This is a genomic window from Sphingobacterium sp. IITKGP-BTPF85, from assembly GCF_001006065.1.
Classification (GTDB): domain Bacteria; phylum Bacteroidota; class Bacteroidia; order Sphingobacteriales; family Sphingobacteriaceae; genus Sphingobacterium; species Sphingobacterium anhuiense.
Genome location: NZ_ASZT02000016.1, coordinates 18,463 through 42,912, shown reverse-complemented (window position 1 = coordinate 42,912; position 24,450 = coordinate 18,463). Strand labels below are relative to the sequence as shown.

At 37.0% G+C, this 24,450-nt stretch carries 26 protein-coding genes and 2 pseudogenes; 10 read left to right on the top strand and 18 right to left on the bottom strand.

The window, feature by feature from the left end:
- Positions 1-19 precede the first annotated feature (19 nt).
- The 3 genes from L950_RS27590 (at position 20) to L950_RS05240 (ending at position 3,449) form a co-directional block, all read left to right on the top strand.
- On the top strand, positions 20-1,546 hold the full coding sequence (locus L950_RS27590) for an NYN domain-containing protein (RefSeq protein WP_021188079.1): 1,527 nt from the start codon (positions 20-22) through the stop codon (positions 1,544-1,546).
- Between the two features lie 708 nt (positions 1,547-2,254).
- Entirely contained in the window at positions 2,255-2,782 is a 528-nt protein-coding gene (locus L950_RS05245; protein ID WP_231576874.1) for an RNA polymerase sigma factor, read from the top strand.
- Positions 2,772-3,449, top strand: a complete 678-nt coding sequence (locus L950_RS05240) for a hypothetical protein (protein ID WP_021188077.1) — start codon at positions 2,772-2,774, stop codon at positions 3,447-3,449. The genes L950_RS05245 and L950_RS05240 overlap by 11 nt, the downstream gene beginning before the upstream one ends.
- A 78-nt stretch (positions 3,450-3,527) precedes the next feature.
- On the opposite strand, the gene L950_RS05235 is transcribed toward L950_RS05240, so the two are convergent.
- The 3 genes from L950_RS05235 to L950_RS05225 are packed head-to-tail and all read right to left on the bottom strand — an operon-like array spanning position 3,528 to position 7,020.
- Positions 3,528-4,763, bottom strand: a complete 1,236-nt coding sequence (locus tag L950_RS05235) for a Glu/Leu/Phe/Val dehydrogenase dimerization domain-containing protein (RefSeq protein WP_021188076.1) — start codon at positions 4,761-4,763, stop codon at positions 3,528-3,530.
- 18 nt (positions 4,764-4,781) lie between these two features.
- Complete coding sequence (hppD, locus tag L950_RS05230; RefSeq protein WP_021188075.1) at positions 4,782-5,909, bottom strand: 4-hydroxyphenylpyruvate dioxygenase; 1,128 nt, start codon at positions 5,907-5,909, stop codon at positions 4,782-4,784.
- Positions 5,910-5,934: 25 nt separating this feature from the next.
- Positions 5,935-7,020, bottom strand: coding sequence for a homogentisate 1,2-dioxygenase (locus L950_RS05225; protein WP_021188074.1), 1,086 nt, complete (start codon positions 7,018-7,020; stop codon positions 5,935-5,937).
- Between the two features lie 455 nt (positions 7,021-7,475).
- On the opposite strand from L950_RS05225, the gene L950_RS05220 reads away from it, so the two are divergent.
- Positions 7,476-8,450 carry a fumarylacetoacetate hydrolase family protein gene (locus L950_RS05220; protein WP_021188073.1) on the top strand — a complete coding sequence of 325 codons (975 nt, stop codon included), beginning with the start codon at positions 7,476-7,478 and terminating at the stop codon, positions 8,448-8,450.
- A gap of 30 nt (positions 8,451-8,480) precedes the next feature.
- Entirely contained in the window at positions 8,481-9,386 is a 906-nt protein-coding gene (locus L950_RS05215; RefSeq protein WP_021188072.1) for a flavin reductase family protein, read from the top strand.
- A gap of 144 nt (positions 9,387-9,530) precedes the next feature.
- On the opposite strand, the gene L950_RS31975 is transcribed toward L950_RS05215, so the two are convergent.
- From L950_RS31975 to L950_RS05205, 4 genes are all read right to left on the bottom strand, one after another.
- On the bottom strand, positions 9,531-9,944 hold the full coding sequence (locus tag L950_RS31975; protein ID WP_231576873.1) for a hypothetical protein: 414 nt from the start codon (positions 9,942-9,944) through the stop codon (positions 9,531-9,533).
- A gap of 76 nt (positions 9,945-10,020) precedes the next feature.
- Positions 10,021-10,698 (bottom strand): hypothetical protein, encoded by a 678-nt coding sequence (locus tag L950_RS31970; protein WP_231576872.1) that lies wholly within the window; start codon positions 10,696-10,698, stop codon positions 10,021-10,023.
- Entirely contained in the window at positions 10,668-11,297 is a 630-nt protein-coding gene (locus L950_RS31965; RefSeq protein ID WP_231576871.1) for a hypothetical protein, read from the bottom strand. Before L950_RS31965 ends, L950_RS31970 begins: the two co-directional genes overlap by 31 nt.
- Before the next feature lie 392 nt (positions 11,298-11,689).
- Positions 11,690-12,124, bottom strand: a complete 435-nt coding sequence (locus L950_RS05205; protein WP_021188070.1) for a GNAT family N-acetyltransferase — start codon at positions 12,122-12,124, stop codon at positions 11,690-11,692.
- A gap of 571 nt (positions 12,125-12,695) precedes the next feature.
- Between L950_RS05205 and L950_RS05200 the strand changes: the two genes are divergently transcribed.
- Positions 12,696-13,658, top strand: a complete 963-nt coding sequence (locus L950_RS05200; RefSeq protein WP_031287038.1) for a beta-ketoacyl-ACP synthase III — start codon at positions 12,696-12,698, stop codon at positions 13,656-13,658.
- Between the two features lie 94 nt (positions 13,659-13,752).
- Here L950_RS05200 and L950_RS05195 read toward each other — a convergent pair whose 3' ends face one another.
- From L950_RS05195 to L950_RS05170, 10 genes and pseudogenes are all read right to left on the bottom strand, one after another.
- Complete coding sequence (locus L950_RS05195; RefSeq protein ID WP_021188068.1) at positions 13,753-15,435, bottom strand: sodium/sugar symporter; 1,683 nt, start codon at positions 15,433-15,435, stop codon at positions 13,753-13,755.
- A gap of 37 nt (positions 15,436-15,472) precedes the next feature.
- Positions 15,473-16,800 (bottom strand): annotated as a pseudogene (xylA, locus tag L950_RS05190) (xylose isomerase).
- A gap of 11 nt (positions 16,801-16,811) precedes the next feature.
- Positions 16,812-18,287 (bottom strand): xylulokinase, encoded by a 1,476-nt coding sequence (locus tag L950_RS05185; protein WP_021188067.1) that lies wholly within the window; start codon positions 18,285-18,287, stop codon positions 16,812-16,814.
- A gap of 514 nt (positions 18,288-18,801) precedes the next feature.
- Entirely contained in the window at positions 18,802-19,047 is a 246-nt protein-coding gene (locus L950_RS37090) for a glycoside hydrolase family 95-like protein (protein WP_410528094.1), read from the bottom strand.
- 54 nt (positions 19,048-19,101) lie between these two features.
- Positions 19,102-20,202 (bottom strand): annotated as a pseudogene (locus L950_RS28445) (glycosyl hydrolase family 95 catalytic domain-containing protein); the annotation flags it as partial.
- Positions 20,163-20,822, bottom strand: a complete 660-nt coding sequence (locus L950_RS28440; protein WP_262506997.1) for a glycoside hydrolase family 95 protein — start codon at positions 20,820-20,822, stop codon at positions 20,163-20,165. The gene L950_RS28440 and the pseudogene L950_RS28445, both read right to left, overlap by 40 nt.
- A gap of 2 nt (positions 20,823-20,824) precedes the next feature.
- Positions 20,825-21,190, bottom strand: a complete 366-nt coding sequence (locus tag L950_RS34990; protein WP_021188064.1) for a glycoside hydrolase N-terminal domain-containing protein — start codon at positions 21,188-21,190, stop codon at positions 20,825-20,827.
- Positions 21,191-21,329: 139 nt separating this feature from the next.
- A complete protein-coding gene (locus L950_RS29490) occupies positions 21,330-21,662 on the bottom strand; it encodes a sugar phosphate isomerase/epimerase family protein (protein ID WP_231576878.1) in 333 nt (110 codons plus the stop codon).
- Between the two features lie 104 nt (positions 21,663-21,766).
- On the bottom strand, positions 21,767-22,048 hold the full coding sequence (locus L950_RS29485) for a hypothetical protein (protein WP_197086258.1): 282 nt from the start codon (positions 22,046-22,048) through the stop codon (positions 21,767-21,769).
- 222 nt (positions 22,049-22,270) lie between these two features.
- Complete coding sequence (locus L950_RS05170) at positions 22,271-22,480, bottom strand: hypothetical protein (protein WP_156169532.1); 210 nt, start codon at positions 22,478-22,480, stop codon at positions 22,271-22,273.
- 483 nt (positions 22,481-22,963) lie between these two features.
- On the opposite strand from L950_RS05170, the gene L950_RS29480 reads away from it, so the two are divergent.
- The 4 genes from L950_RS29480 (at position 22,964) to L950_RS27585 (ending at position 23,964) form a co-directional block, all read left to right on the top strand.
- Positions 22,964-23,119, top strand: a complete 156-nt coding sequence (locus tag L950_RS29480) for a hypothetical protein (RefSeq protein WP_197086257.1) — start codon at positions 22,964-22,966, stop codon at positions 23,117-23,119.
- 20 nt (positions 23,120-23,139) lie between these two features.
- Positions 23,140-23,547 (top strand): hypothetical protein, encoded by a 408-nt coding sequence (locus L950_RS05165; protein ID WP_197086256.1) that lies wholly within the window; start codon positions 23,140-23,142, stop codon positions 23,545-23,547.
- Positions 23,534-23,689 (top strand): hypothetical protein, encoded by a 156-nt coding sequence (locus tag L950_RS29475; RefSeq protein WP_021188061.1) that lies wholly within the window; start codon positions 23,534-23,536, stop codon positions 23,687-23,689. The genes L950_RS05165 and L950_RS29475 overlap by 14 nt, the downstream gene beginning before the upstream one ends.
- Positions 23,690-23,787: 98 nt before the next feature.
- Positions 23,788-23,964 carry an IS3 family transposase gene (locus L950_RS27585; protein ID WP_084825381.1) on the top strand — a complete coding sequence of 59 codons (177 nt, stop codon included), beginning with the start codon at positions 23,788-23,790 and terminating at the stop codon, positions 23,962-23,964.
- Between the two features lie 106 nt (positions 23,965-24,070).
- On the opposite strand, the gene L950_RS05160 is transcribed toward L950_RS27585, so the two are convergent.
- Complete coding sequence (locus tag L950_RS05160; protein WP_021188060.1) at positions 24,071-24,322, bottom strand: CPCC family cysteine-rich protein; 252 nt, start codon at positions 24,320-24,322, stop codon at positions 24,071-24,073.
- Positions 24,323-24,450 lie beyond the last annotated feature (128 nt).

Genomic DNA, 24,450 nt, shown 5'->3' with positions numbered 1-24,450 from the left:
CATATTAAAGAAATAAGGGATGCCAGAAGAAACAGAAAAAAAAATAGCGATCTTAATTGATGCTGATAATATCTCCTATAAAAAGATAGAAGAGATATTGAATGAAGTAAAGCGATATGGGATCCCTACTATCAAGCGTATTTATGGAGACTGGACTAGTCCTTATGTTGAAAACTGGAAAGACAGTCTTTTGACTCATGCTATAACACCTATTCAGCAATACAGTTATACGCAGGGCAAAAACTCGACCGATTCGGCTTTGATCATAGATGCCATGGATATTCTACACTCGGATCGGGTAGATGGATTTTGCATTGTTTCAAGTGACAGTGATTTCACACGTTTAGCAACTAGGCTACGTGAATCAGGAAAACTTGTCATTGGCATAGGAGAAAGAAAAACACCAAAACCGTTCATATCTTCATGTGATAAGTTTATTTATGTGGAAATTCTTGAGAAAGAAGTTTCAAAAAAGGCGGTAAAAAAGAAAAACAATAATACCAGTCCGACGCCATCACCAATTGAACGGAATAAAATATCAGCATTGGATGAAGAGACGCTCGAACTATTAAAAGATACTGTAGATGATACGGCTGATGAAAGCGGATGGGCATTTTTAGGGGAAATTGGTAGTTTATTTAATAAAAGAAAACCTGATTTTGATGCCCGTAATTATGGATATGAAAAAATATCGCATCTTTTCAAGGCTTATAAAGAAGATTTTGAGATTGAAGAACGGAATACTGAAAAATCAAGAATAAAGAATTACTACATTAGAAATATCATCAATAAAGTCACACCGGCTACTCCTGCCGTCCCGAAAGCGGAGCATACTACTCCTAATCAATTAAAAACGACACAGTCTCACTCCAGTTCCGCGCAAACAGGACATAAAGGACATAATCAAGGAAAGCAAAACAATCCGGGGCAAAATAAAGTGGTAAATACACCGAATTCCACCAAAACAGAAAGTGTATCTAGTCATCAAGGAAAGACTGTGAATACGCAGAATCCCCCTGATCAAGCAGAAAATACCTCCGGAAATCAAAAACAAGAAAATACAAAATCAAGTTCTGCGAAATCCAAAAGTGCGACCAATAATCAGAAACAAGGGAAAGGGCAAGCTCACACTGAAAAAGCTGAAATTACTGTAACTAATCAAGGTAATGCAGACAATAATGCTTCAGAAGCTACTCAAACAACTGATGGAACACCTTCAACAGTAAAAAATACAACAATAAATTTAGAAACGGCAATCCTTCCCTCTAAAGGAAATCAGATCACTGCAGAAGATGTTACTAAAAATCAGATTAGGATAACGAAGGATCTAAAACAATTGTTCCCAAATAAGACAAAAAAAATCCGAATTCTTATTGATAATGAATATGAGTGTTCCTTTTCATATAGAAGGGATCGTTCACATGTGCTCAGTCTGGGAACTGCTGCCGCACAAGAGTTGGAACTTGAAGCAGGAATATCCATTAAAGTTACAAAACTAGGCGAAAACTCTTATCAATTAGAGAAAGTGATTAAAGAAAGTAACTAAAATTACTGTAAATCATGTAACATTGTTAATGTAACACCATTAATAATAATTAGTTTATCTTTTGGCATAAAATTTGAAATAACTTTTATTCATAGTTTAGATTAATAATTGGTTAGAAAATGCCTAAGGCTCCCAACCTGAGGCATTTTCATTTTTAAACCTTTATGCTCAGGTTCAGAATATTCTCAAATACTCCTCTAACCCTTAATTAAACACCTTTTAATCTAATAAACTAAAAGCTTAACATAATTTTAATTTAGGATAATTAACAAATTACTAAACGAAATATTAAAAATCAATATCATAGTTTTATTGTTATAGTATATAAATAAGCCATGCATAAATGATTTCCAAAACCGAAGTGAACTTAAAAGTACACAGTATGTATAGGGCAATATAAAAAGTTATGAGCTAACTTCCGGAACAATCAAATACCTAATGGATTACCAATAGCATTAATCCATTCGTAAAACAGGACAAAGACATGACGTAGGAAATTTATGGCAATCGTAATTCAGTTAGGCTATGTGCATTTGTAAATTCATCCGGATAAAATCTTATTTTTAGAACAGCCCAGAAGCCTTGATTTAATTTAGCAAAAAAAGTGTAACGAAACAACAAGACCCTGTACTTACTAACAAACAGAAAGGAACATATCCTTAAGCAGTAGGTTTATGAAAAGAAATAAGGCATTACTAATTAAAACATTTGCAAAAGCATAATATGCAGGCAGACTCTTTAATCGAAAAAACATTTTTAAACCTAGTAGAGGTTCACAAAGGCATCTTGCATAAGGTCGCTCGATTGTACATGGACAGTTCGGAAGATCGGGAAGATTTGCAACAGGAAATCATCATACAATTGTGGAGATCCTATCAGAACTTTAAAGGAGAGAGTGCCTTTTCGTCCTGGATGTACCGGGTGGCTATTAACACAGCCATTTCCTATTTTAAAAAAGAAAAACGAAGAAGTGATGTGTATACTTACGACAATATAAAAGAGCCTGAAAATGAAGATTACAATCCTGAAAAAGATAGACAGCTAGAGATTTTTTACCAGGCGGTACAGGAACTAAATGCGGTGGAAAAAGCTTTGATCTTTTACTTTATGGAAGGACTATCGCATCGAGAGACAGGTATACAGCTCGGTTTAAGTGAAGGAAATGTACGTGTAAAATTGAATAGAACGAAAGAAAAATTACAACAAATCATAAAAAAAACAAATTATGAATCTTGATGAATTAAAAACGGCATGGAATTCCGAAAGCACAAATGATGTGCGTATTCCATCAAAAATAAAACAGCTCGGGCAGGCTAAGCATCCTTTAGATAAACTAAAACGGAAAATGAAAAATGAATGGTATATGCAGATTATAGCTATCCTATTTTTACTATTCTTTCCACAAGTCATGCATATCCATCCATCGTTGTATATTATTTATTACACATCTTATGCTTTGCTGGTTATAATCTCAGTTTATTATCTCAGCCTTTTCCGTTTATTTTACAATAAGATCAACGATTATACAGCCGATACAAAGGATAGTCTATTGGAAATATACTATGAGCTTAAAATTAATATTGAGCGATACCATGCCTTTGGTTTTCTTTTACTTCCCGTAGCACTTGTGGCTATTGCATTATATGTAAATACAATTAAATTAGAAAGAGGTGAAAGTTTTCCTGCAGAATCTCACAGCGATATCATATCGTTTATCATTCTTACATTGGTTGTCAGTTTTACATTTATTTTATCCATTCTGGCTTGGACAAGATATTTTTATAGTCCTTATCTCCTGCAGTTGAAAAAAATATTGGATGAACTGAAAGAAGAAGAACTTAAAGAGAATGAGTTTAATATAAATCATTCGAATGAAAATATACAAAAAGACGGTAGGCAATAAACGATATCAAAAATCAATTACAGAAAAAAGCATTTGCTGAACGGCAAATGCTTTTTCCATTATATGTTGACATCTCGATTACACCAATTGTTTTAGTGCAATTTCATATGCTTTTGAAGACAGATGTATTTTGGATTCTGATATTGCTCTAATCCGATCTATAGCTTGCCCGATAACACGAGATACATCCGAAAATAACGCATCATCAGAAATTTCTACATTGGGTTGCATCAGATAGGCAAACACACGAGCCATACCACAATTTGCTATAAAATCTGGAATGACAGAGACTTGAGAATCGGCATATTCCATGACCGGTCCATAAAATATTTCCCGATCTGAAAAGGGAACATTCGCTCCAGAAGCAATCAACTCCAATCCGTGTGTGACTAATTCGCTTACCTGTTCTTTTGAAACCAAACGAGAAGCAGCTGCCGGAATAAAAATAGATGCACCCATACGCCAGATCTGGCTATTGACTTCTTCAAAAGATAACAAATCTGGGCTTGCTAGTTCATTTCCTTTACGATTTAAAAATAGTGCAGTGATCTCGTCTTCTGTAAAGCCCAACGGATTTATTAAACCTCCTGCCCGGTCAATAATGCCTACAATCTTAACCCCTAATTTGCTTAAATAAAATGCAGCCGCCGCGGCTACATTCCCCCATCCCTGTATAATTGCACTTTTACCAATACAATCGGTATCGTAACATCTGTAAAAGTGTTTAACAGCTTCTGCCACACCATAACCAGTAATCATGTCAGCAATTTTGTATTTGCGCTTCATATCCGGACTGTACTGCGGGTCTTCCAAAACTTTAGAAACACCGTACCGCAACTGCCCTATCTGATGAATTCGTTCATTTTCACGCACATTAAAATGTCCATTCAATACCCCCTCTTGCGGGTGCCAAAGACCATACTGTTCTGTCAAAGGAATAACATCATGAATTTCATCGACATTCAGATCACCGCCTGTACCATAGTAATTTTTAAGTAACGGAGTGACCACCTTAAACCATCTATCCAGTACTCCTTTTTTTCGTGGATCGGAAGGATCAAAGTTAATTCCAGATTTAGCCCCACCGATTGGAGGTCCAGAAACTGTAAATTTAACCTCCATGGTTTTAGCCAATGATTCAACTTCATTTTTATCTAACCCCTTTCTCATGCGTGTCCCCCCTCCTGCAGCGCCTCCACGCAAAGAATTAATAACGATCCAGCCTTCAGCCTCTGTTTCCGTATCTTTCCATTCAAATACAATCTCAGGTCTTTTACGCTCAAACGCCTGCAGCAGATCTTTCATGTTTTCCATATTCTCGCTAATCTATGATTATAAATTTCCTCGCTTTTCCTGTTCACGTTCTATTGCTTCAAACAAAGCTTTAAAATTTCCAGCACCAAAACTCTGAGCACCTTTACGTTGTATGATTTCAAAAAACAAAGTTGGTCGATCTTCTACTGGCTTAGTAAAAATCTGTAAGAGATAACCTTCATCATCACGATCAACAAGTATTCCGAGGTCTTGAATAATTTTTATTTCTTCATCAATTTGACCGACACGATCGGGTAACATATCATAATACGCTTCTGGTGGCGCTCCTAAGAATTCAACACCTCGCGCTTTCAGCTCTTTTACTGTTTTGACAATATCTTTCGTCGCTAATGCGGCATGCTGTACTCCTTCACCTTCATAAAACTCCAGATACTCTTCAATCTGCGATTTCTTTTGTCCCTCTGCAGGCTCATTAATCGGAAATTTCACATATCCATTGCCATTACTCATCACTTTGCTCATCAATGCAGAATATTCGGTATTGATCTGCTTATCATCAAAAGAAAGTACATTAACGAAGCCCATAACCTGCTGATACCACTCGACCGTTTCATTCATCTTGTTCCAACCGACATTCCCCACACAATGGTCAATATATAGCAAGCCTACTTCTTCTGGCTGATAATCACTTTCCCAGACTTGATAACCTGGTAAAAATACACCGTTATAATTTTTACGTTCTACAAATAGATGAACCGTTTCTCCGTAAGTATATATACCTGAGGTAACTGCCTCTCCATATTCATCAGATAATACCTGTGGCTCCTGATACACTTGAGCACCTCGCTTAGTTGTTTCTTCAAAAGCTTTTGTAGCATCATCTACCCAGAGGGCAAGAATCTTAACGCCATCACCATGCTTTTTAACATGTTCTGAAATGAGGTGGTCTGATCGTAATGCGGTAGTCAACACCAGACGAATCTTACCTTGTCTTAAAACATAGGATGCACGGTCCCGTACCCCCGTTTCTGGACCTGCATATGCTTCGGACTGAAATCCAAAAGCCGTCTTGTAAAAATGTGCGGCCTGCTTCGCATTGCCCACATAAAATTCAATATAGTCAGTACCGTTAATGGGCAAAAAATCTTGCGCCAAAGCTATTTTTTCAGCAAAAGTCTGTTTCATTTTAGATTTCTTTTATAATTTATTATTAACTCAACCAGGATTTAAAATATTCTTGATCTTCAATTTCCAAAGCTTCTTCTGTCAGCATTAATGGTCTAAAAGGGTCGATCATAACCGCTAATTCATCGGTCTGTTTCTGACCGATACTTTTCTCCACTGTTCCAGGATGCGGACCGTGAGGAATTCCTCCAGGATGTAGCGTAATTTGACCACGCTCTACACTTTTACGGCTCATAAAATCGCCATCTACATAATATAGAACCTCGTCGGAATCCACATTGCTGTGGCTATAAGGAGCTGGAATCGAGTCCGGATGATAATCATATAGACGTGGACAGAAACTACAGACAACAAAACTGTCGGTTTCAAAGGTCTGATGTACCGGTGGCGGTTGATGCAATTTCCCCGTAATAGGCATAAAATCATGGATTGAAAACGCCCAAGGATAGTGATAACCATCCCAGCCAATGAAATCAAAAGGATGACTACCATATATATACGGATATATTAATCCCTGTTTTTTAATTTTCACTTCAAAGTCACCTAATGAATCATTAGTCTCTAATTGTGACGGTTTTCTAATATCCCGTTCATAAAATGGTGCATGTTCCATCAATTGGCCAAATTCATTTCGATAACGCTTTGGTGTATGGATCGGCGAAAAGGATTCGATAATAAATAATCGATTTTCAGATTGATCAAAATGAATCTGATAAATCACACCGCGAGGAATAACAATATAGTCACCATATGAAAATGGAATCTGACCATAACCTGTTTTAACGACACCTGATCCCTGATGAATAAAAATAATTTCATCTGCTTGACTATTTTTATAAAAATAATCCGTCATAGATTGTCTAGGAGCTGCTAAGGATATATGCAAATCATCATTGACCAGAACCGGTACCCGACTTTCCAGATAATCGTCTTTCGACTTTATAGCAAATCCTTTTAGACTCGTGTGTTTCAAATGCTTTCGCCGTGCTATTTTAGGAGACACATCATAGGGTTCTCCAATCTGTTTAACTAATGTTGGCGGATGACAGTGATAAACCAACGAATATGTGCTTGAGAATCCGTGTGTAGAAACCAGTTCTTCGGAATACAAAGCACCATTAGGTTTCCGAAATACGGTATGCCTTTTAGAAGGAACTTCCCCAATTGATGATAAATTGGCATAAGTAAATAAGTTTTAAAAAGTGAAATGATATATATAGTGAAGCATGGATCAAACGAATGAAACAAGCACAGATAAATAAGAAAAGAGGAAAAATTTAATACTGCGCAAACACCACAGCAGCGATCAAGGCCTTCAAGAAAGCACTCATTCCGAAAATGACTCTTACATATGTGAGTCTGCTGGTGTTCATAATTGGATTTTTGTTTATATCAAATATAATATTTTAATTTTTAATAATTCATAAAAAACAAAGAAGTTAACCCCGAACTTCCTATATTTAACCAAATTACATCAAACACGGTGTACAAAAATTCTTTTTTAACGTTGAAAACGTACATATAAATAAAAGAGAAAACCGATTTCAATACTATATTCATGACATTATGAAACTTGTTACCTGTATTCTGGAAGATAGTGAACACCTTGCTTTTTTAATTGGTACATCTATATATCCTTGTGGGAATGTTGATTCTAAATTTCCAGATTCTATGGATAAATATCTCCATGCAGCTTTAAGTATCAAAGCCGCCATGAAGGATGCCTATCAAAAGCTTTTTAGTTCAAAAAATGAAGAAACACACCATACACTTGCTAACACAATTTTAGAAGCTCCCATACCCCGTCCAGGTTCTTTACGCGATGCTTATGCATTTCGTCAGCATGTAGCAACCTCCCGTAGAAACCGTGGTTTAGAGATGATTCCTGAATTTGATCAATTTCCTGTCTTCTATTTTTCAAACCACCGTGCTATCTACGGTCCAGGCGCTGTTTCCTGCATGCCCAAACATTTAGACAAACTTGATTTTGAATTGGAAGTTGCTATTGTTATTGATAAACAGGGTAAAAATATACCTGCATCAGAAGCGGACTCTTATATTGGTGGCTTCATGATCATGAATGATATCAGTGCCCGAACATTACAGATGGAAGAAATGAAACTTAACTTGGGGCCTGCTAAAGGAAAAGATTTTGCGACGGTGATAGGCCCCTGTCTAGTTACAGCAGATGAATTGGAAAAATATCGTGTTGATCCGCCCATGGGCCATATTGGCGTCTGTTATGATCTTGAAATGACCTGCTCAGTTAATGGAAAATTAGTATCCAAAGGAAACCTGCGCGATATGAACTGGACGTTTGCTGAAATCATAGAACGTGTATCCTATGGTGTTGAAGTATTTCCAGGAGATGTCATCGGCTCAGGTACTGTTGGTACTGGTTGTTTTCTGGAGCTTAATGGGACTGCGAAGCTGCATGATCCATCTCATAAAGAACAATGGTTACAGATCGGCGATCAAATCGTAATGGAAGTTACCGGTTTAGGTCGATTACAAAATTATATTATCGCCGCAAATCATTAAGAACACTAAATTAAATAAGCTACTCAACATATGACTACAGAAAAAACAACAGTAATAGATCCAGTTGAACAACAAGCAATATTTGATAATCTTATCAAATATGCGGTAGCTCCGCGTCCTATCTGTTTTGCAAGTACAATTGATGCGGCAGGAAATGTCAACCTGAGCCCTTTTAGCTACTTTAATTTTATGTCTCAGCAACCCCCTATCTGTGTTTTTTCACCATTGCGGCGAATGCGCGACGGTTCTACTAAACATACCTTGGACAACATGCTAGAAGTACCAGAGGTTGTTATTAATATTGTGAATTATTCCATGGTGCAGCAACAGTCTCTCGCAAGCACCGAATATGGAAAGGGAATTAATGAATTTGATAAATCAGGTTTTACAGCTATTGCTTCAGATCTGATCAACCCTCCACGTGTGGCAGAATCACCAGTTCAATTGGAATGTAAAGTTCATGAAATTATCAATCTCGGTGATGGTCCGGGAGCAGGAAATCTCGTTATTGCAGAAATAGTCCGGATGCATATTCATGAAAACTTACTAAATGATAAAAATGAAGTCTCACAGGAATCACTTGATCTCGTTGCCCGTTTAGGTGGGAATTGGTACAGTCGCGTAACAAAAGAATCACTCTTCGAAGTTCCAAAGCCACTCCGCAATTTAGGTATAGGAGTTGACGCACTTCCCGAACATATCCGTTATTCGGATATTCTTACGGGAAATCAATTGGGTCGATTGGCAAATGTAGAGCAATTACCTGTATTGAATGACGAGAAGACTTTATTAGTAAATCCTGAAATTATAGCAATCTGGGAACAATCTCACGAAGATCTTGCCCTAAGACGTAAGTTGCTCCAGATGTATGCCGCAAAACTGTTAGACCAAGGTGAATTGGTTTCAGCTTGGCAAATTCTTTTATTAAGAGTCTAATATTAAAATACCGTTCAAAATACCTACTGCCATGAGATATCAAACCAATAGCTCATGGCAGTTCTTTATTACTTAGCAGTCCTGGAAAGATTTATTAGTATCCCTGGATACATTTTTAAATTTCGTTCTAATCGTAGATATGCATTACTTAGGTCCTAAAAGCAATGCTATTTGGTCGTTTTTAGCTAAGTTAATGCCATCCAAAATCAATTTACTCCAATGTTGATGATCTTGAATAATTTCCAGCAATCGATTTTCAATTTGAGTTGCTAACAAATGATCTCCATCATGAATAGCCAATTCCAGTGTTTCAATATAAGCAAGCCAATCTTCGGGATAGTTATGTGTTATATTCTGATAAATCTCACTAAGTGAAACATCCGGTTCTTGACCTGTTCTTCGGTCACGAATAACTTTATAAAGCTTATTTTTTGATTTTTCGACCTCATTTTGCTGATGTACGATTGTTTTAGTTTCTGACACAAAGGCTCCTTGCTCATAAGCTTCTTTATCTGCTGCTCCACAAAAAACCGATACAATCTGTTTCCCTACAGCCATGTCATAAGTTCCCCATTCTGGATCAAATAGAATCTGACAGGATCTACTATCGACAACCTGACATGGGGAAAGGTAATCAATTGATTTTTTTATCCCGCTGTTCTATAGACTGAACAACTCCTCTTACCTCAATTCCAGAAGTAAAGATAAGTGTGGTGTGCTGCCCTATTTCAATGCCATATTCTTTTAGATCAGCAGCATCAAAATCTTCCAGTGCTTTGACTGCTCCTAACAGATACCCAACAGGAGACCCAAATCCATCAGCGTGATACGTCTTTCCATGACCAGAAAGCTGTCTATCTGCATAAGCTAATGCCGTTGGACCAACAGTCTTGATATATTCTATTTCACTCCCAGCAATACCTGTCTGAAAAAGTCCGGAGACCTGCAATCCGGAGTTATACACAATCGTACATAGGTTCTTACAGGCAATAGCCTTTTCCAAACCAACTTTTCCCCCTACCCGAAATGACATGGTATTGGCAAATTGATCTAAAACCTCTCGCAACTGATTAAAATCTTCCGTAACAAACAATTGAGGTTGTGGCTTCGTAATATCGTATGAATATGCTAATGCTTTCAATGAATAAGGTAATTTTGGGACTTCTTTACGCATACAGGACGCACTTTCTCCAATTGATGACAAAAGCCCTGCCCCATAAATTTTGGGATCATCTACTGTTCCAATTAGTCCATACTCAACCGTCCACCAATGCAATCTACTCAATAATGCCATTTCGGAAGGTTCACCCATATTTTCTTGTATCGCAATAAGCTTTGCTTCTGCACTTGACAGCTGCTCTTCGGTTGCACTACTACTTCTTTAAGGATAGAAAGGTTTCGAATTGCCTCGTACAGTTCAAAATCTTTCTCTGAAAACATTGCCTTTGTACCAATCTCCCCAAAATATTGCAAATATGCCGCATACTCAGGCTCTCCAATGATCGGAGCATGTCCAGATGATTCATGAATAATATCTGGTGCAGGAGTATATTCAATATGTTCAATCTGACGTATATCTGCTGCTACCACGAGTACCCGATAAGCTTGAAACTCCATAAAAGCTGCAGGAGGAATAAAACCGTCCACTGTAGCCGCTCCCCAACCCATATGTTTAAGACTGTCGTTCATCGTTTGCAGATTTGGGATTTCCTCAATCGTTAATCCTGCTTTATGAAGCCCTGGAATATAGGGATAATATGCAATATTACGGAGATATGCATAGTTCTGACGCATGACATAGCGCCACACAGCCTGATCAATTGCCGTATAACGATCATATTGTTGCGGTACAATAAAACGTTTCAGATGTTGGGGTAAGCGATTTAATACTGGGTTGCCGTAAGTTTCCATTTATAATTGAGCTATAAACAAATTTAACTTATTTTCTTGAAGATAAACGATAGCATATGAAACAGTTAGGTGTAGAAAAATCTATTTACACAAGCAAAAATGACAAGATTAGCAATGAAATCTTGTTCTTTTTACAATCTTCTTTGCACTAAGTTGAAATCATCTAACTAAAAGTCCGGATTAACTCAAATTTTCGCAAAAATTAATGATTCCTATATATCATAAACATATGCGCTTGCCCGTATGCAGCATGTTATATTTTAAAATGCAAAAAGCTCCTATTAAATCCCATCATACTTTGTAATAGTCATCTTTTCTAATAGCATACAGAACGTTGATACGGTTAGGTTCACCATGATAAGCCACTTCTTCCAAAGCTATTTTTTGTGCCCCTAATCTCTCCATTGCTTTTTTGATCTTTCATTATTATTCCCAACATGAAAATATACAGTATCCACATGATCAAATATATAATCGAGCATCATTTTTTTTACTTGAGGATTTACACCAATGCCCCAGGTCTTTGTACCATAAAAAGTGTAACCGATGAAAATACTGTTATCATCGGAACTATAATTGTAAAAACGTGTACTTCCTAAAATTTCATCGGACAGTTTATCCTGGATTAGGTAGGCACCTTTGCTGATTACCGCACCTTCAAAGAAATTTTCAAACACAGGTCTTTTATACCGATCTTTATTAGGGTGTTGCTCCCATACTTTAGGATCATTAGCGACAGCGAAAAGCCTTTCAAAGTCATTATCCTGTAGTGGAACTAGTCTGATCTTATTATTTTGGAGTGGTGCTTGAATAGAAAATGGAATCATTGCATATATATTTTAATAATAGAAATTCAATTGAGTAAGCTTTGTCTCTATAAAAAATGAGCTCCCGAACAACAAATTAAGAAAACCATTCGTTAATTCAACAGGGATCTATGAAATATTTCTGGAAATTTATTATTTTCGTTTTTTTTCCGGCAGGTTATGGTTAAATAATAAAAGAAGGGCTAAAAATCTAAATAACAGACTGTTTTTTACCGTGTTTTAATTGCATTACAATAATTTCACATATTTTGTCAACAGCAACTTTATCAAAATTATATTCTAAACAATAAAACTAAAACGGTATCATAACTAGACCGTTTTGCAAAACGGTTCAAAAAAAGTGATTCATCGTAATCATTTTGTCACAATCTTAATATTTTTCATACTGTTGTAGAAATTATCCTATTTTTACACCTCCTTTACAACTCTTTTTAGAAAAGAGAAAAAGGCAGAATAAATAAAATACTCATTAGAGATAATAAAATTAAACTAAATACCAAAAGGCGGATCATACTTGAATATGATAACCATAATATATGAATACAACTCTCCCGAATAAACTTACGCTGCAATTACCGCAATCGGAGGTTATATCCCTCAAAATAAACGAACAAATTCTGACTTAGAAAAATTATGTGATACGAATGATGAGTGGATCATCAAAAGAACTGGTATCAAAGAACGCCGCATCTTAGAAGAAGAATTAGCGACTTCTGACATGGCCGTTCGTGCGATTCAGGATCTCGTAGCAAAGTATGGTAAAGATTTAGCTGAAGTAGATGCAATTTTAGTAGCCACTTCAACTCCTGATATGCCCATGCCAGCGACTGCGAACATCATCGCTGAAAAACTAGGTCTTACAAATGTTTGGGCTTTTGATATAAACGCTGCTTGTTCTGGTTTTCTATATGCGCTGGATATGGGTGCTTCACTTGTTGAGACAGGACGATACAAAAATGTACTTATCGTAGGGGCTGATAATATCAGTACTTATGTCGATATCCTTGACCGTTCAACCAACATCCTATTCGGAGATGGTGCTGGAGTTGTATTACTACAACCTTCTACAGAAGGAGGTGTTATGGACGCATACTTGAGAAGTAACGGAGATGGTCGCGCTTTCCTAAATATTGAAGCAGGTGGAACCCAATATCCAATAAGCTTATCGGATAATGATACACAAAAAAGATACTTACGTCAAGACGGTAAAACCGTATTTAAACAAGCAGTACAATCAATGAGTGATGCCTGCACGCAGGTCATGCAGCGCAACAACTTAACCGTTGAGGATATCAACTGGGTAGTACCACATCAAGCAAACCAACGTATTATCGATGCTGTAGGTCGATCATTAAATATTCCTGAAGGCCGTACCTTAAGTAATATTGAGTACCTTGGGAATACAATCGCAGCGACAATTCCATTATGTATCTGGGAAAATGTAAAACAGATGAAGACTGGAGATCTTGTTATGTTAACAGCTTTTGGGGCTGGTTTCTCTTGGGGCGCAAGCTTATTCCGTTGGATGATATAATAAACTCACATTAGTAAGAAATGATATATAAAATAGGTCCGCTAACTGTAGCAGACCTATTTTTTTGTTTTATTTTTAATATTTATAGTTAACTCTACCAATAAATCATATATAGCGCAGTCGTTAACAAAATGATCAACAATGCCCCAATGACGAAACCTGTATGTGGCTTGAACATTGTTCGGTCCACTTCCAATCCTTTTGATACAACACCATTTCGCTGATCGATTAAACTAATGATCAACATACCCATAATACAGATGACAAATACAAAACCCATGCGGTCTAAAAATGGAATTTCGTACAGTCCTGACGCTTTATTTAAAACAGAAAAACCAGTCGAACTTAAAAACGACAGATCTGCTATATGCGGTAAAAATTTAAATAGAACAGATAAAATAAACCCACCTATTGTTGCAAATAAAGCTGCATTTGAAGTTGTTTTCTTCCAGAAGAATCCCAAAATGAACATGGCAAAAATACCTGGAGAAACAAATCCGGTATATTCTTGAATATATTGAAAACCACCTTTACTATCTATCCCTAAATGAGGTGCTATGATCACCGCAAGTACCATCGAAAATATAATGGTTATTTTACCGACATTGACCAATTGCTTTTCACTTGCTTTTTTATTGAATACCTTCTGGTAAATGTCCAATGAAAAGATAGTTGCAATACTATTCGATTTACCAGCTAATGAAGCAACTACTGCTGCAGTCAAAGCGGCAAATGATAGACCTTTTAAGCCCGAAGGAAGCAAGTTTAATAATACTGGATATGCACGATCTGGATTTACCTCACCATTCTGAAGCATTTCAGGTTGAAATAACCCATCCTTCCATAACACATACGCAGCTATTCCCGGTAAAACAACAATAATCGGCATCAAAAGCTTGAGGAATGCTGCAAACAAAATTCCGTTTCTAGCCGTTTTAAGATCTGCACCTAAAGCTCGTTGCGTAATGTATTGATTACAGCCCCAATAATTCAGGTTTACAATCCACATCCCCCCAATAAGAACAGTAAGCCCTGGTAAATCCAAATAATTCTCGTTATCCTGATGTAGGATCATATGAAAATGATCCGAGGCTTTAGTAGCCATAATCTGATATCCTTCTAGCACCCCTTCTCCACCGTAATTTTCTGCCACTAATTTCAGCGCCAAATACGTGGTTGCCAGACCTCCTAGAATCAAGAAGAAAACCTGAATAACATCTGTAAACCCAATAACCCGCATTCCTCCTAATGTAATAATAACAGCAAAGCAAGCGATAGCATACATACACACTTCTAAGTCGAAACCCGAAATGCTACTAACTGCGAGTGCTCCCAAATACAAAATTGAGGTTAGATTGACTACTACGTACAACATCAACCAAAATACAGCCATAATCATAGCAACGGTGCCGTTGTAGCGTTGATGCAGAAATTGAGGCATCGTAAATATCTTATTTTTAAGATATACCGGAATAAAAAACACCGCAACAATAATCAATGTCACAGCTGCCATCCATTCATAAGTAGCAATAGCAAGACCCATCTTAAAGCCCGAGCCGCTCATACCGATAAACTGTTCGGCAGAGATGTTAGATGCAATCAAAGAAGCGCCGATGGCCCACCAAGTTAGTGAGCCTTCTGCTAAAAAATAATCTTTAGAATCGGTACCATTGAGTTTGGTCTTCTTTTGCCGATAGACCCAAATACCGTACCCCGATACGATGATAAAGTAGATGAAAAAAACCAAATAATCTTTGGTCGCCAAGATATTATTCATATAATTAGAAGTAGGTTTATAATAAATGAATAATGTGCTATATATAACGGTTGATCAAATTCTCCATAAATTCCTGTTGACCACTCACCAACTTTGGTTCTCCTTCACGAATAGCATAAGCACGAAGATCTTCAAGAGATAGCTTCCCTTGTTCAAAATCTGCTCCTGCACCTGTATCAAAACTACTATAACGCTCTTTTCTCAATTCTCTATAAGGGGAATTTTGAAGTAAATTATCTGCAGTAACCAATGCGCGTGCAAAATTGTCCATACCACCGATATGTGCATAGAATAAATCCAAAGGATCTGTAGAATTACGTCTCACTTTAGCATCAAAATTGACACCTCCACCTTGTAATCCTCCTGCTTCAAGAATAATCATCAGTGATTCTGTCAATTCGGTTAAGTCTGTTGGAAATTGATCCGTATCCCATCCATTTTGATAATCACCACGGTTTGCATCAATTGATCCCAATAAACCAGCATCAGCAGCAACCTGTAGTTCATGTTGAAATGTATGGCCCGCTAATGTGGCATGATTTACTTCAAGATTAAATTTAAAGTCATCCATTAGATCAAATTCACGAAGAAATCCAATCACTGTTGCGGCATCGTAGTCATATTGGTGTTTTGTTGGTTCACATGGCTTTGGCTCAATGAAAAACGTACCTTTAAATCCATTTTTACGTGCATAATCTTTTGACATATGTAGAAATTTCGCTAAATGCTCTTTCTCTCTTTTCATATTTGTATTAAGCAAGGACATATACCTTCACGGCCACCCCAGAATACATAATTCTCACCGCCTAATGCAATCGTTGCATCAATTGCCGCTTTAACCTGAGCACCTGCATGGGACAAAACATGAAAATCAGGATTGGTAGATGCTCCATTCATGTAGCGATGGTGACTGAATAAATTTGCTGTTCCCCATAGCAATTTCACACCACTCTGTTGCTGTTTCTCTTTTGCATAAGCAACAATCTCATCAAGATGGCGTTCATTTTCATGAATATCATCGGTATAATCCACTAAATCAACATCATGAAAACAGTAATATGGCAACTGCATTTTCGTCATAAATTCAAAAGCAGCATCCATTTTATCTTTTGCACGCTCCATGATTGTTGCTTTCTTATCCCATGGAAAAAAATGCGTTTGACCACCAAATGGATCTGCCCCATTACCATTAAAAGAATGCCAATAGGCACAGGCAAATTTAAAATGCTCTGCCATGGTTCTTCCTGCGACAACACGTGTCGGATCATACCAGCGGAAAGCCAACGGATTGTCTGAATTTACACCCTCAAATTGAACTTGTTCTACATGTTTAAAGAACACATGATTTCCTGTCAAAATTTTCATCTTATCTTAATTTATAGTTTGTCTTCTAATAATTGTTTCCATTTAACATATACTTCTTCATATTGCGAAGTATGTTCTGGTTCGATTATTTTGTATTTTCGAAGCCCCTTAAAAGCTTCTTGTCGATCCGCAAATATGCCTATACCCAAACCGGCCCCTAAAGCAGCTCCAACACTACCATCATTATCATATAGCTCTACGGGTGTGTTTGTTACCCCTGCAAATGCTTCTTGAAAAACAGGGCTCAAAAACATATTGGCATGACCGGCTTTAATGACTTGCGGTGTGATCCCGTTTTCCCTTAACAGATCTAATCCATAGCGGAAGGAAAATGCTATTCCTTCTTGTGATGCCCTCCAAAGATGAGCCGTGCCATGTCTGAGGAAATCTAAATTTTGGATATGTGCTCCTATTGTTTTGTTATTCAACATCCGCTCGGCACCATTTCCAAAAGGCAGAATATTTACCCCTTCAGATCCAATTGGTATACGTGAAGCTTTCGCATTCATACTTTCATAATCATTTCCGTTACCAGTGACCTGACTGATCCAGCTATTTTGTATCCCTGTCCCATTGATGCACAATAGCACACCCAATCGTTCCGATTCGAACTCATAATTAACATGCGCGAAAGTATTTACTCGAGATTGCGGATCATGTGCTCTTTGATCAGTAACCGCATAGATAACGCCAGAGGTACCTGCAGTGGCAGCAACTTCTCCTGGTTCAAAAACATTCAAGGATAATGCATTGTTGGGTTGATCACCGGACTTGTAACAAACCATTGCTTGCGGTGATAATCCCAGTTCATTTGCTACATCCGAACGAAGCGATCCGTAATTAGAAAATACGGGTTGTACTTTAGGCACCAATTCGCGATCAATACCGTAAAAAGTTAGTAACGTATCTGAAATTTGCTGTTGTTCAAAATCCCATAGAATTCCTTCTGATATCGAACTTACATTTGTATTGATTTCACCAGTTAAGCGCATGCTCAGATAATCTCCAGGTAGCATAAACTTGTCTATTTTTTCATAAACATTTGGTTCATGTTCTTTCACCCATGCTAATTTTGAAGCTGTAAAATTACCTGGTGAATTGAGATGACTGTTCAAAAAACCCTTTCCCTCTAGTGCAGAAAATGCATTTTGACCTATATTTACAGCACGACTGTCGCACCAGATAATGGCATTACGTAGGGCGCGTTGCTCTTTATCTACCACTACTAGCCCATGCATCTGATAAGCGATACCGATAGCCTTAATATCCAAAGGGTCGTATAATCCAGATGCATTTGCTTTTTTAATGGCCAATTGTGTATTTGTCCACCACAGATTAGGGTCCTGCTCTGCCCAACCACCCTGTAGGGATATAATTTCTGCTTCCGTTTCAGGAAAATGACAAGAGATAATTTTCTTATTTGTAACTGCATCAATAACAGAAACTTTGATCGAAGATGTACCTAGATCTATTCCTAATAATAACATATTTATTCAAAATTATTTTTATATACCATTTCATCTTAACCTGGTCAATTAAACATTCGTACAGAATCAAGTAAATTAATATACCTCTCCAACGCTAGTCGTTTCTTTCGATCGTATTTTTTAAATTAAATGGCCTCTTTATTAATTTATGCTACTTCTATTTGAAGATTAAATTACTGAGGATATAATTTGGATCTGGTATGTTAGTTTAGAATCGTATAATACTATGTTTCTATCCCTTGACCAATATTATTGGTTTTCTACGTATCGCATTTATGCAACTCGTTTCTAACCTATAAATTTCAACAAATCAACTTTCGTTTAGAAGCTATATATTAACTTATTCTGACGCTATTTTAGCTTCTTTCGGAAACAACTTAAAAGGATTACTACAGTTCTTACGATACGACTCTAACCCTTTCACTAAAATGCATTAAAGTTTCATCTTGTCTAATCATAAGTCAAATCAGTTAATATATCAAAGGTTTTCCACAATCGGTAAAACCGGTTTAAATTACAATTGAACAATCAGCGGTTTATTCGCAGTTACTTTCATTGTTTTTACTTTATTTTTATAACGCACTGTTACCTTTTTAGTCTCTATGGTATATAAAGTAGCTGAAGTCAGTACTCCATTTTCCCACTTCATATCCACAACCAGTCCGTTACGTGCCCGCAATCCTTTCATTTCACCCGTTGCCCAAGTCGGTGGCAATGCTGGTAAAAGATGAATCTCCTGATTATGGCTCTGAATCAGCATTTCGGCTATACCAGCAGTACCTCCAAAATTACCGTCTATCTGAAACGGAGGATGCGTGTTGAACAGATTATTTAATGTTGTTTTAGCTAGGAGCTCCTGCACATTTTTTCCAGCCTCATCGCCATACAACAAACGTGCATAAAAATTAATCATCCAAGCTCAACTCCATCCCGTATAGCTTCCCATACGGTTACCTTCATTCTCATTATAAAAACGACGACGGGCTATCGTTCTGCGTGCAGCTTCAAAAATTTCAGGGTCATTTGCATTAATTGATTTCCCGGGATATAAACCAAAAAGATGCGAAATATGTCGGTGCCCCGGTTCAACCTCTTCATAATCCTCTATCCATTCCTGAATCGTGTTATAGCGTGGACTAATTTTAACCGGAGGTAGTTTTTTCATTGCATTTTTCAAGCGATCAGAAAAATCAGATTTTTGACCTAAAATTGTTTCTGCTTCCACACATGCTTGAAATAATTCATTGATGATCTGTACATCCATGGTGGCACCATACGTTAACATAAACTGCTTTCCATCAGCCATGCGATATTGATTTTCAGGAGAATTCGAAGGAGCTGTGACCAAATTTCCATTTTTATCTTCGACAAGATAGTCCAACATAAACTGCGCTGCTTCCTGCATTGACGGGTAAGCCTCTTTCTTCAAGTATTCTTTATCCTTTGAAAACAAATAATGATCCCATTGATGTAGTACCAACCATGAAGCTGCGATAGGAAAAGTACCCCATCCAACACCATCCGTTATCGCGGTACGTCCGAATAAATCCGTGAGGTGGTTCATTGTCCATCCCGAAGCATTGTATGTTTTCCGGGCGGTGACACGACCGGGTTCACGTAAAGCCGAAATAAAGTTTGAAAAAGGTACTACCGTTTCAGAAAGATTACACACCTCTGCTGGCCAATAATTCATCTGGATATTGATATTGGTATGAAAATCAGAACTCCATGGCGCATTCATATCCTGATTCCAGATACCTTGTAAATTAGCAGGAAGTACACCTGGCGCACGGGATGATCCCATCAATAGATAGCGTCCATATTGAAAATATAGACTAATCAGAGACAAATCCAGTTGACCGTCTTTCACCATTTTTAGACGCTCATTGGTGGGCAACAGAGAGGGGGTACCCATATTAAAAACCACACGGTCAAATAATTTACGATGATCCTTACATGACGTTTCTCAGCCTCGTCAAAGGGTAAATTTTTAACCTTATCGATGATTTCCTGACAACGTAAAAATGGATCGATCGTACGATCATAATTTAATATCGAGAAATTATAGTCGGTCGTAGCGGTAAAATAGAACAACACCTCATCGGCATCTTTCACAAAAAATGAATTGGCTGTCGCCACTAGGCTACCTCCTTTGTTTACGCCTCGCATCAAACCTGCAAACTTCATATGTAGACCTGGTTCACTCGCATCTTTATGAGGCAGATCTGCAATCTGTCCCTGTATGCGCAGTTCCTTTTCACTCTGTGGCATCGCAGTAGCATCCTGCTCCCTGCCGTACGATAAACGGAAAGTAAGTTTACCCGGTTTATCTGCCGTCAAGCGGATGACGATCACATTGTCAGGAGCCGAGACAAAAACCTCTCTTTTATACTGTACCCCATTCAATTGATAGTGGACAGTTGTAATACCACTTTGAATATCCAATTCACGTCGATAATCAGTAATCTGTTCAGGTTTAAACCGTTCGTTCGCAAACTCAATCTTCAAATCTCCAAAAGACTGATACGAACGTATTCTTAACGGATCACTTTTAGGTGTTTTTCGGATAGCGCAGCAGCTTTTTCAATTTCACCAGCGATCAATAACGCTTGTATTTCTGGCAATTTTGCAGCAGCATCTGCATTTGCATCTTGTTTGGTACCTGCCCATAAACTTTCCTCATTAAGCTGTATCGTCTCTTTATTATAATCTCCAAATACCATAGCACCCAAACGGCCGTTCCCGACCGGCAATGCTTCATTCCAGTTTTTAGCAGGTTCTTTATACCATAAAACATGATCCTGATGTTGCGCCCTTACATCCACAACAATCATAAAGAAAAGCAAGAAGGATAGCCATACTTTCACTGTTGTAAAATATGGGATTAACTTAGTTGAAAACATATAATTTATTCTAAAGATCAAACAGCACAAACACCTTTAAAATATCCCGTTGACTCGGCCAAACCTGCCAAAGGATTCTCCATATCTTTTTCATGTTCCAAGCTACACTTACCACTATAGTTCACCTTACGCAATGCTTTTATAAATAAAGGAATATGAATGACTCCGCGACCAAGCTCACAGGTAGTCCCTTCCGCAGTTGCTGAAGTGACATTTTGAGGTGTATATCAAATATTCTTTTGTGATATTGTTGTAAATCTTTGATCGCGTCCTGTCCATCCCGCGTATCATGTCCCATATCAAAACACATGCCCAGGTTAGCATCTAAATCTTTGATCAAATTGTAGATCACAGTTGCATTCGGGTACAATTTATCTTCAGGACCATGATTATGAATCGCAAAACGGATACCTGTTTCCTTTGTCTTATTAGATAGATAGGTCAAATCTTCTTTATTCGGAATACCGATGATTAAATTAACTCCTACACGTTTAGCATAATCGAAAGCATCGTCGATTGCTTTTATCGAATTGGTGTAAATCGGACCTACAGCATAACCCGTAACACCAGATTGCTTTAGCTTTTCATGAAATTACTAATTTCGGTTGCTGTACTCTTAAAAGGAAGATGAAAATCTTTGATGCATAGGTATTTAATATCCATCCGCTTCATCATACTTAAAGACTCGTCTAACTTAAAATTGACAAAACTATAACCTGCAACTCCCAAATGGAAGCCATCTTCTTTTCCTTTTTTTACTAAAGTAGTTGCTTGTGCCTCCAATTGAAATGTACTGGCTAAGGCTAATCCAGATATTCCCAAAAATCCCTTTTGGAGAAATGCTCTTCTTGCGTTCATAATAATCTCGGTATTACTCGAATGGTTTAATTGATAGTGGTCATACCTGCTGTCGACCTAGTTTTAAAGATATTAATTTAACGCTAAATAACCGATAAATCACAATAATTTTACGCTCCAAAAAAGTATAATAGCGTTACAACGCTTCATACAACAATTGCCTAACATTTGCTTATTTAACTTAATTTCAGTATCTTACATAAATGTGATTAAAAAATGAGATTACGCTACGTCCTCGTTCATTGATAACGACATCTCTCCTTCTATCTTTCTGGCTTTAGGCAGATCGTCTGCACTTAGCGATTCCTGCTCTTCGTAGTGAGCGGCATCAACTATTTTTTCATTTTTATATTCAGTATGAAACAAAACATTATGGTCATCTATCCGAAGAAGACCTCTACTCCGGTCCATGTTCATTATAGCATTACGCAACAAGGAAATTTTAAAACTTTCACCTGCGCAGTACCCGGTATCGAGGAGATTCCAACCTGGCTGGAACTACGCAAATTGAACTTGTTGCAATGAAATATAACGGTAATTTTGAACTTCTATTTGAACATAGGAAGTATGAAAAAAATATGGATACTGTACTCTTTATGGACAAAGTATTTGAAAGCATTATTGCTGTTTCAAACTAACTTTGGATATCAAAACTTTTCTTATGCACAAAAAAAGAAATAACCTCGAGTAGGTTACTTCTTTTTACGTAAAAACTGCTACAAAATAATCATGTCCAACAAAGAAATATTATTCGTATGATAAAAAAACATCTCAATATGCTACCAAAGTGCAAAAAAACACTTAAAAGAGTGTGGCTTACCTCATACATGCAATTTAAAATGAGATTTCTGTTAAAAAATATATTCAGCTCCAGAAATTAATGTAATGATATTATAAATTTGTATTTTTGTTTAAATGCGGGATAAAAAGCTTTACATAATTGCAGGTTGTAACGGAGCTGGGAAGACTACAGCTTCTTTTACTATTTTACCTGAAATCTTAGAATGTAAAGAATTTATCAATGCTGACGAAATTGCTAAAGGTTTGTCTCCTTTTCAACCTGAAAAGTAGCCTTTGAAGCAGGTAGAATCATGTTAAAAAGAATAGACGAATTATTTTTAGAAAATGAAAACTTTGCATTTGAAACAACATTAGCGACAAAAAGTTACAGAAATAGAATAATTAAAGCAAAAGAGCAAGGGTATCGCGTTACTTTGTTATTTTTTTGGTTACAGAGTATAGATCTTGCTAAAGAACGTGTAAGAACTAGAGTTTTAGAAGGAGGTCATCATATTGATACAGATGTTATTGCCAGAAGATATATGAATGGCATTAAAAATCTTTTTAATATATACTTACCAATCGTTGACGGAGCTTTAATATTTGATAATTCGGAAGGAAAACATGAGCTATTAGCTGAAAAAAAAACTGACCAATTATTAAACATAATAAAAGAGAATAAATTTAATCTATTAAAAAGCTATTATGACAACGATTGACATTCAAGAAGAAGAGAAAATCAAAATCCTCAAAGGGCTCGAAAAAGTATATGAAAAACTGATCGAATTCAAGAAAAACAAAAATAGTGAATTAGTGGTATTACGGAAAAACAAAATCGTGAAGATTAAGCAGAAGGGCTAGAAAATCTGATTCTAAATAATGCAGTCTTATGTGTTTTCACATCAGGACATAAAAATGTCAGTAAAGCGGATTTCTCCGATTTACTGACACATAGGTAAATTAAAACCGAGTGTTTCTACCATCATAAGTTTATCGACAGGGAGAGTGCAAAGTTAGAGGTGTTTAGGTACATCGAAGGATTTTACCATACCAAAAGGATACATTCTGCTATTGGGTATAAAACTCCAAATGAAATGGAATTGTTTTATCACTCAAAACACAAATTAGCAGCATAAAAAGTCTCCACTTTTAAGTTGCAATTCCAGCTCGCAACACCTTCTATTCAGCCATACTAAAATTTCTGAAAACAGTCATTGTTCCCCCCTTAGCGGCAAATATATTCTACTCTTTAATTTCATCTTTTTTAGGTGATCGCACAAGGTTTACAAATCTCCCCTCAATTGCCCCAAAGGATTTAAAATTCTCTCTTGCTTCTCGTAAAGAGACTAAGTTTGGTCCGCCACTATCATCAATATGTTCTTCTTGATAAAAATCTTTTTGCCAAAAACAAACTGGACAAATGTCAGAAATCACATCAATATCAAGTGTTAAAAAGCCACAACAGGTACACTTAGTTTTATTAGTTTTGTCCATATTATTTATTCCATTTAGCAACCTGTTCTGCCCAGTATTTAGCAGGGTCATTAAGTCTTCTATAAAAAGTTTCTACAACACCATTAGGTCTCATTACTCCAAATTCACCTGTCCTCATATTTATTCTG

Coding starts and splice junctions, on each gene's coding strand:
- L950_RS27590 (WP_021188079.1), top strand. CDS start 20: ATGCCAGAAGAAACAGAAAAAAAAATAGCGATCTTAATTGATGCTGAT.
- L950_RS05240 (WP_021188077.1), top strand. CDS start 2,772: ATGAATCTTGATGAATTAAAAACGGCATGGAATTCCGAAAGCACAAAT.
- L950_RS05235 (WP_021188076.1), bottom strand. CDS start 4,763: ATGGAAAACATGAAAGATCTGCTGCAGGCGTTTGAGCGTAAAAGACCT.
- hppD (WP_021188075.1), bottom strand. CDS start 5,909: ATGAAACAGACTTTTGCTGAAAAAATAGCTTTGGCGCAAGATTTTTTG.
- L950_RS05220 (WP_021188073.1), top strand. CDS start 7,476: ATGAAACTTGTTACCTGTATTCTGGAAGATAGTGAACACCTTGCTTTT.
- L950_RS05215 (WP_021188072.1), top strand. CDS start 8,481: ATGACTACAGAAAAAACAACAGTAATAGATCCAGTTGAACAACAAGCA.
- L950_RS31975 (WP_231576873.1), bottom strand. CDS start 9,944: ATGGCTGTAGGGAAACAGATTGTATCGGTTTTTTGTGGAGCAGCAGAT.
- L950_RS31970 (WP_231576872.1), bottom strand. CDS start 10,698: ATGGGTGAACCTTCCGAAATGGCATTATTGAGTAGATTGCATTGGTGG.
- L950_RS31965 (WP_231576871.1), bottom strand. CDS start 11,297: ATGGAAACTTACGGCAACCCAGTATTAAATCGCTTACCCCAACATCTG.
- L950_RS05205 (WP_021188070.1), bottom strand. CDS start 12,124: ATGATTCCATTTTCTATTCAAGCACCACTCCAAAATAATAAGATCAGA.
- L950_RS05195 (WP_021188068.1), bottom strand. CDS start 15,435: ATGAATAATATCTTGGCGACCAAAGATTATTTGGTTTTTTTCATCTAC.
- L950_RS05185 (WP_021188067.1), bottom strand. CDS start 18,287: ATGTTATTATTAGGAATAGATCTAGGTACATCTTCGATCAAAGTTTCT.
- L950_RS37090 (WP_410528094.1), bottom strand. CDS start 19,047: ATGCTGATTCAGAGCCATAATCAGGAGATTCATCTTTTACCAGCATTG.
- L950_RS34990 (WP_021188064.1), bottom strand. CDS start 21,190: ATGTTTTCAACTAAGTTAATCCCATATTTTACAACAGTGAAAGTATGG.
- L950_RS29485 (WP_197086258.1), bottom strand. CDS start 22,048: ATGAACGCAAGAAGAGCATTTCTCCAAAAGGGATTTTTGGGAATATCT.
- L950_RS29480 (WP_197086257.1), top strand. CDS start 22,964: ATGCGGGATAAAAAGCTTTACATAATTGCAGGTTGTAACGGAGCTGGG.
- L950_RS05165 (WP_197086256.1), top strand. CDS start 23,140: ATGTTAAAAAGAATAGACGAATTATTTTTAGAAAATGAAAACTTTGCA.
- L950_RS29475 (WP_021188061.1), top strand. CDS start 23,534: ATGACAACGATTGACATTCAAGAAGAAGAGAAAATCAAAATCCTCAAA.
- L950_RS05160 (WP_021188060.1), bottom strand. CDS start 24,322: ATGGACAAAACTAATAAAACTAAGTGTACCTGTTGTGGCTTTTTAACA.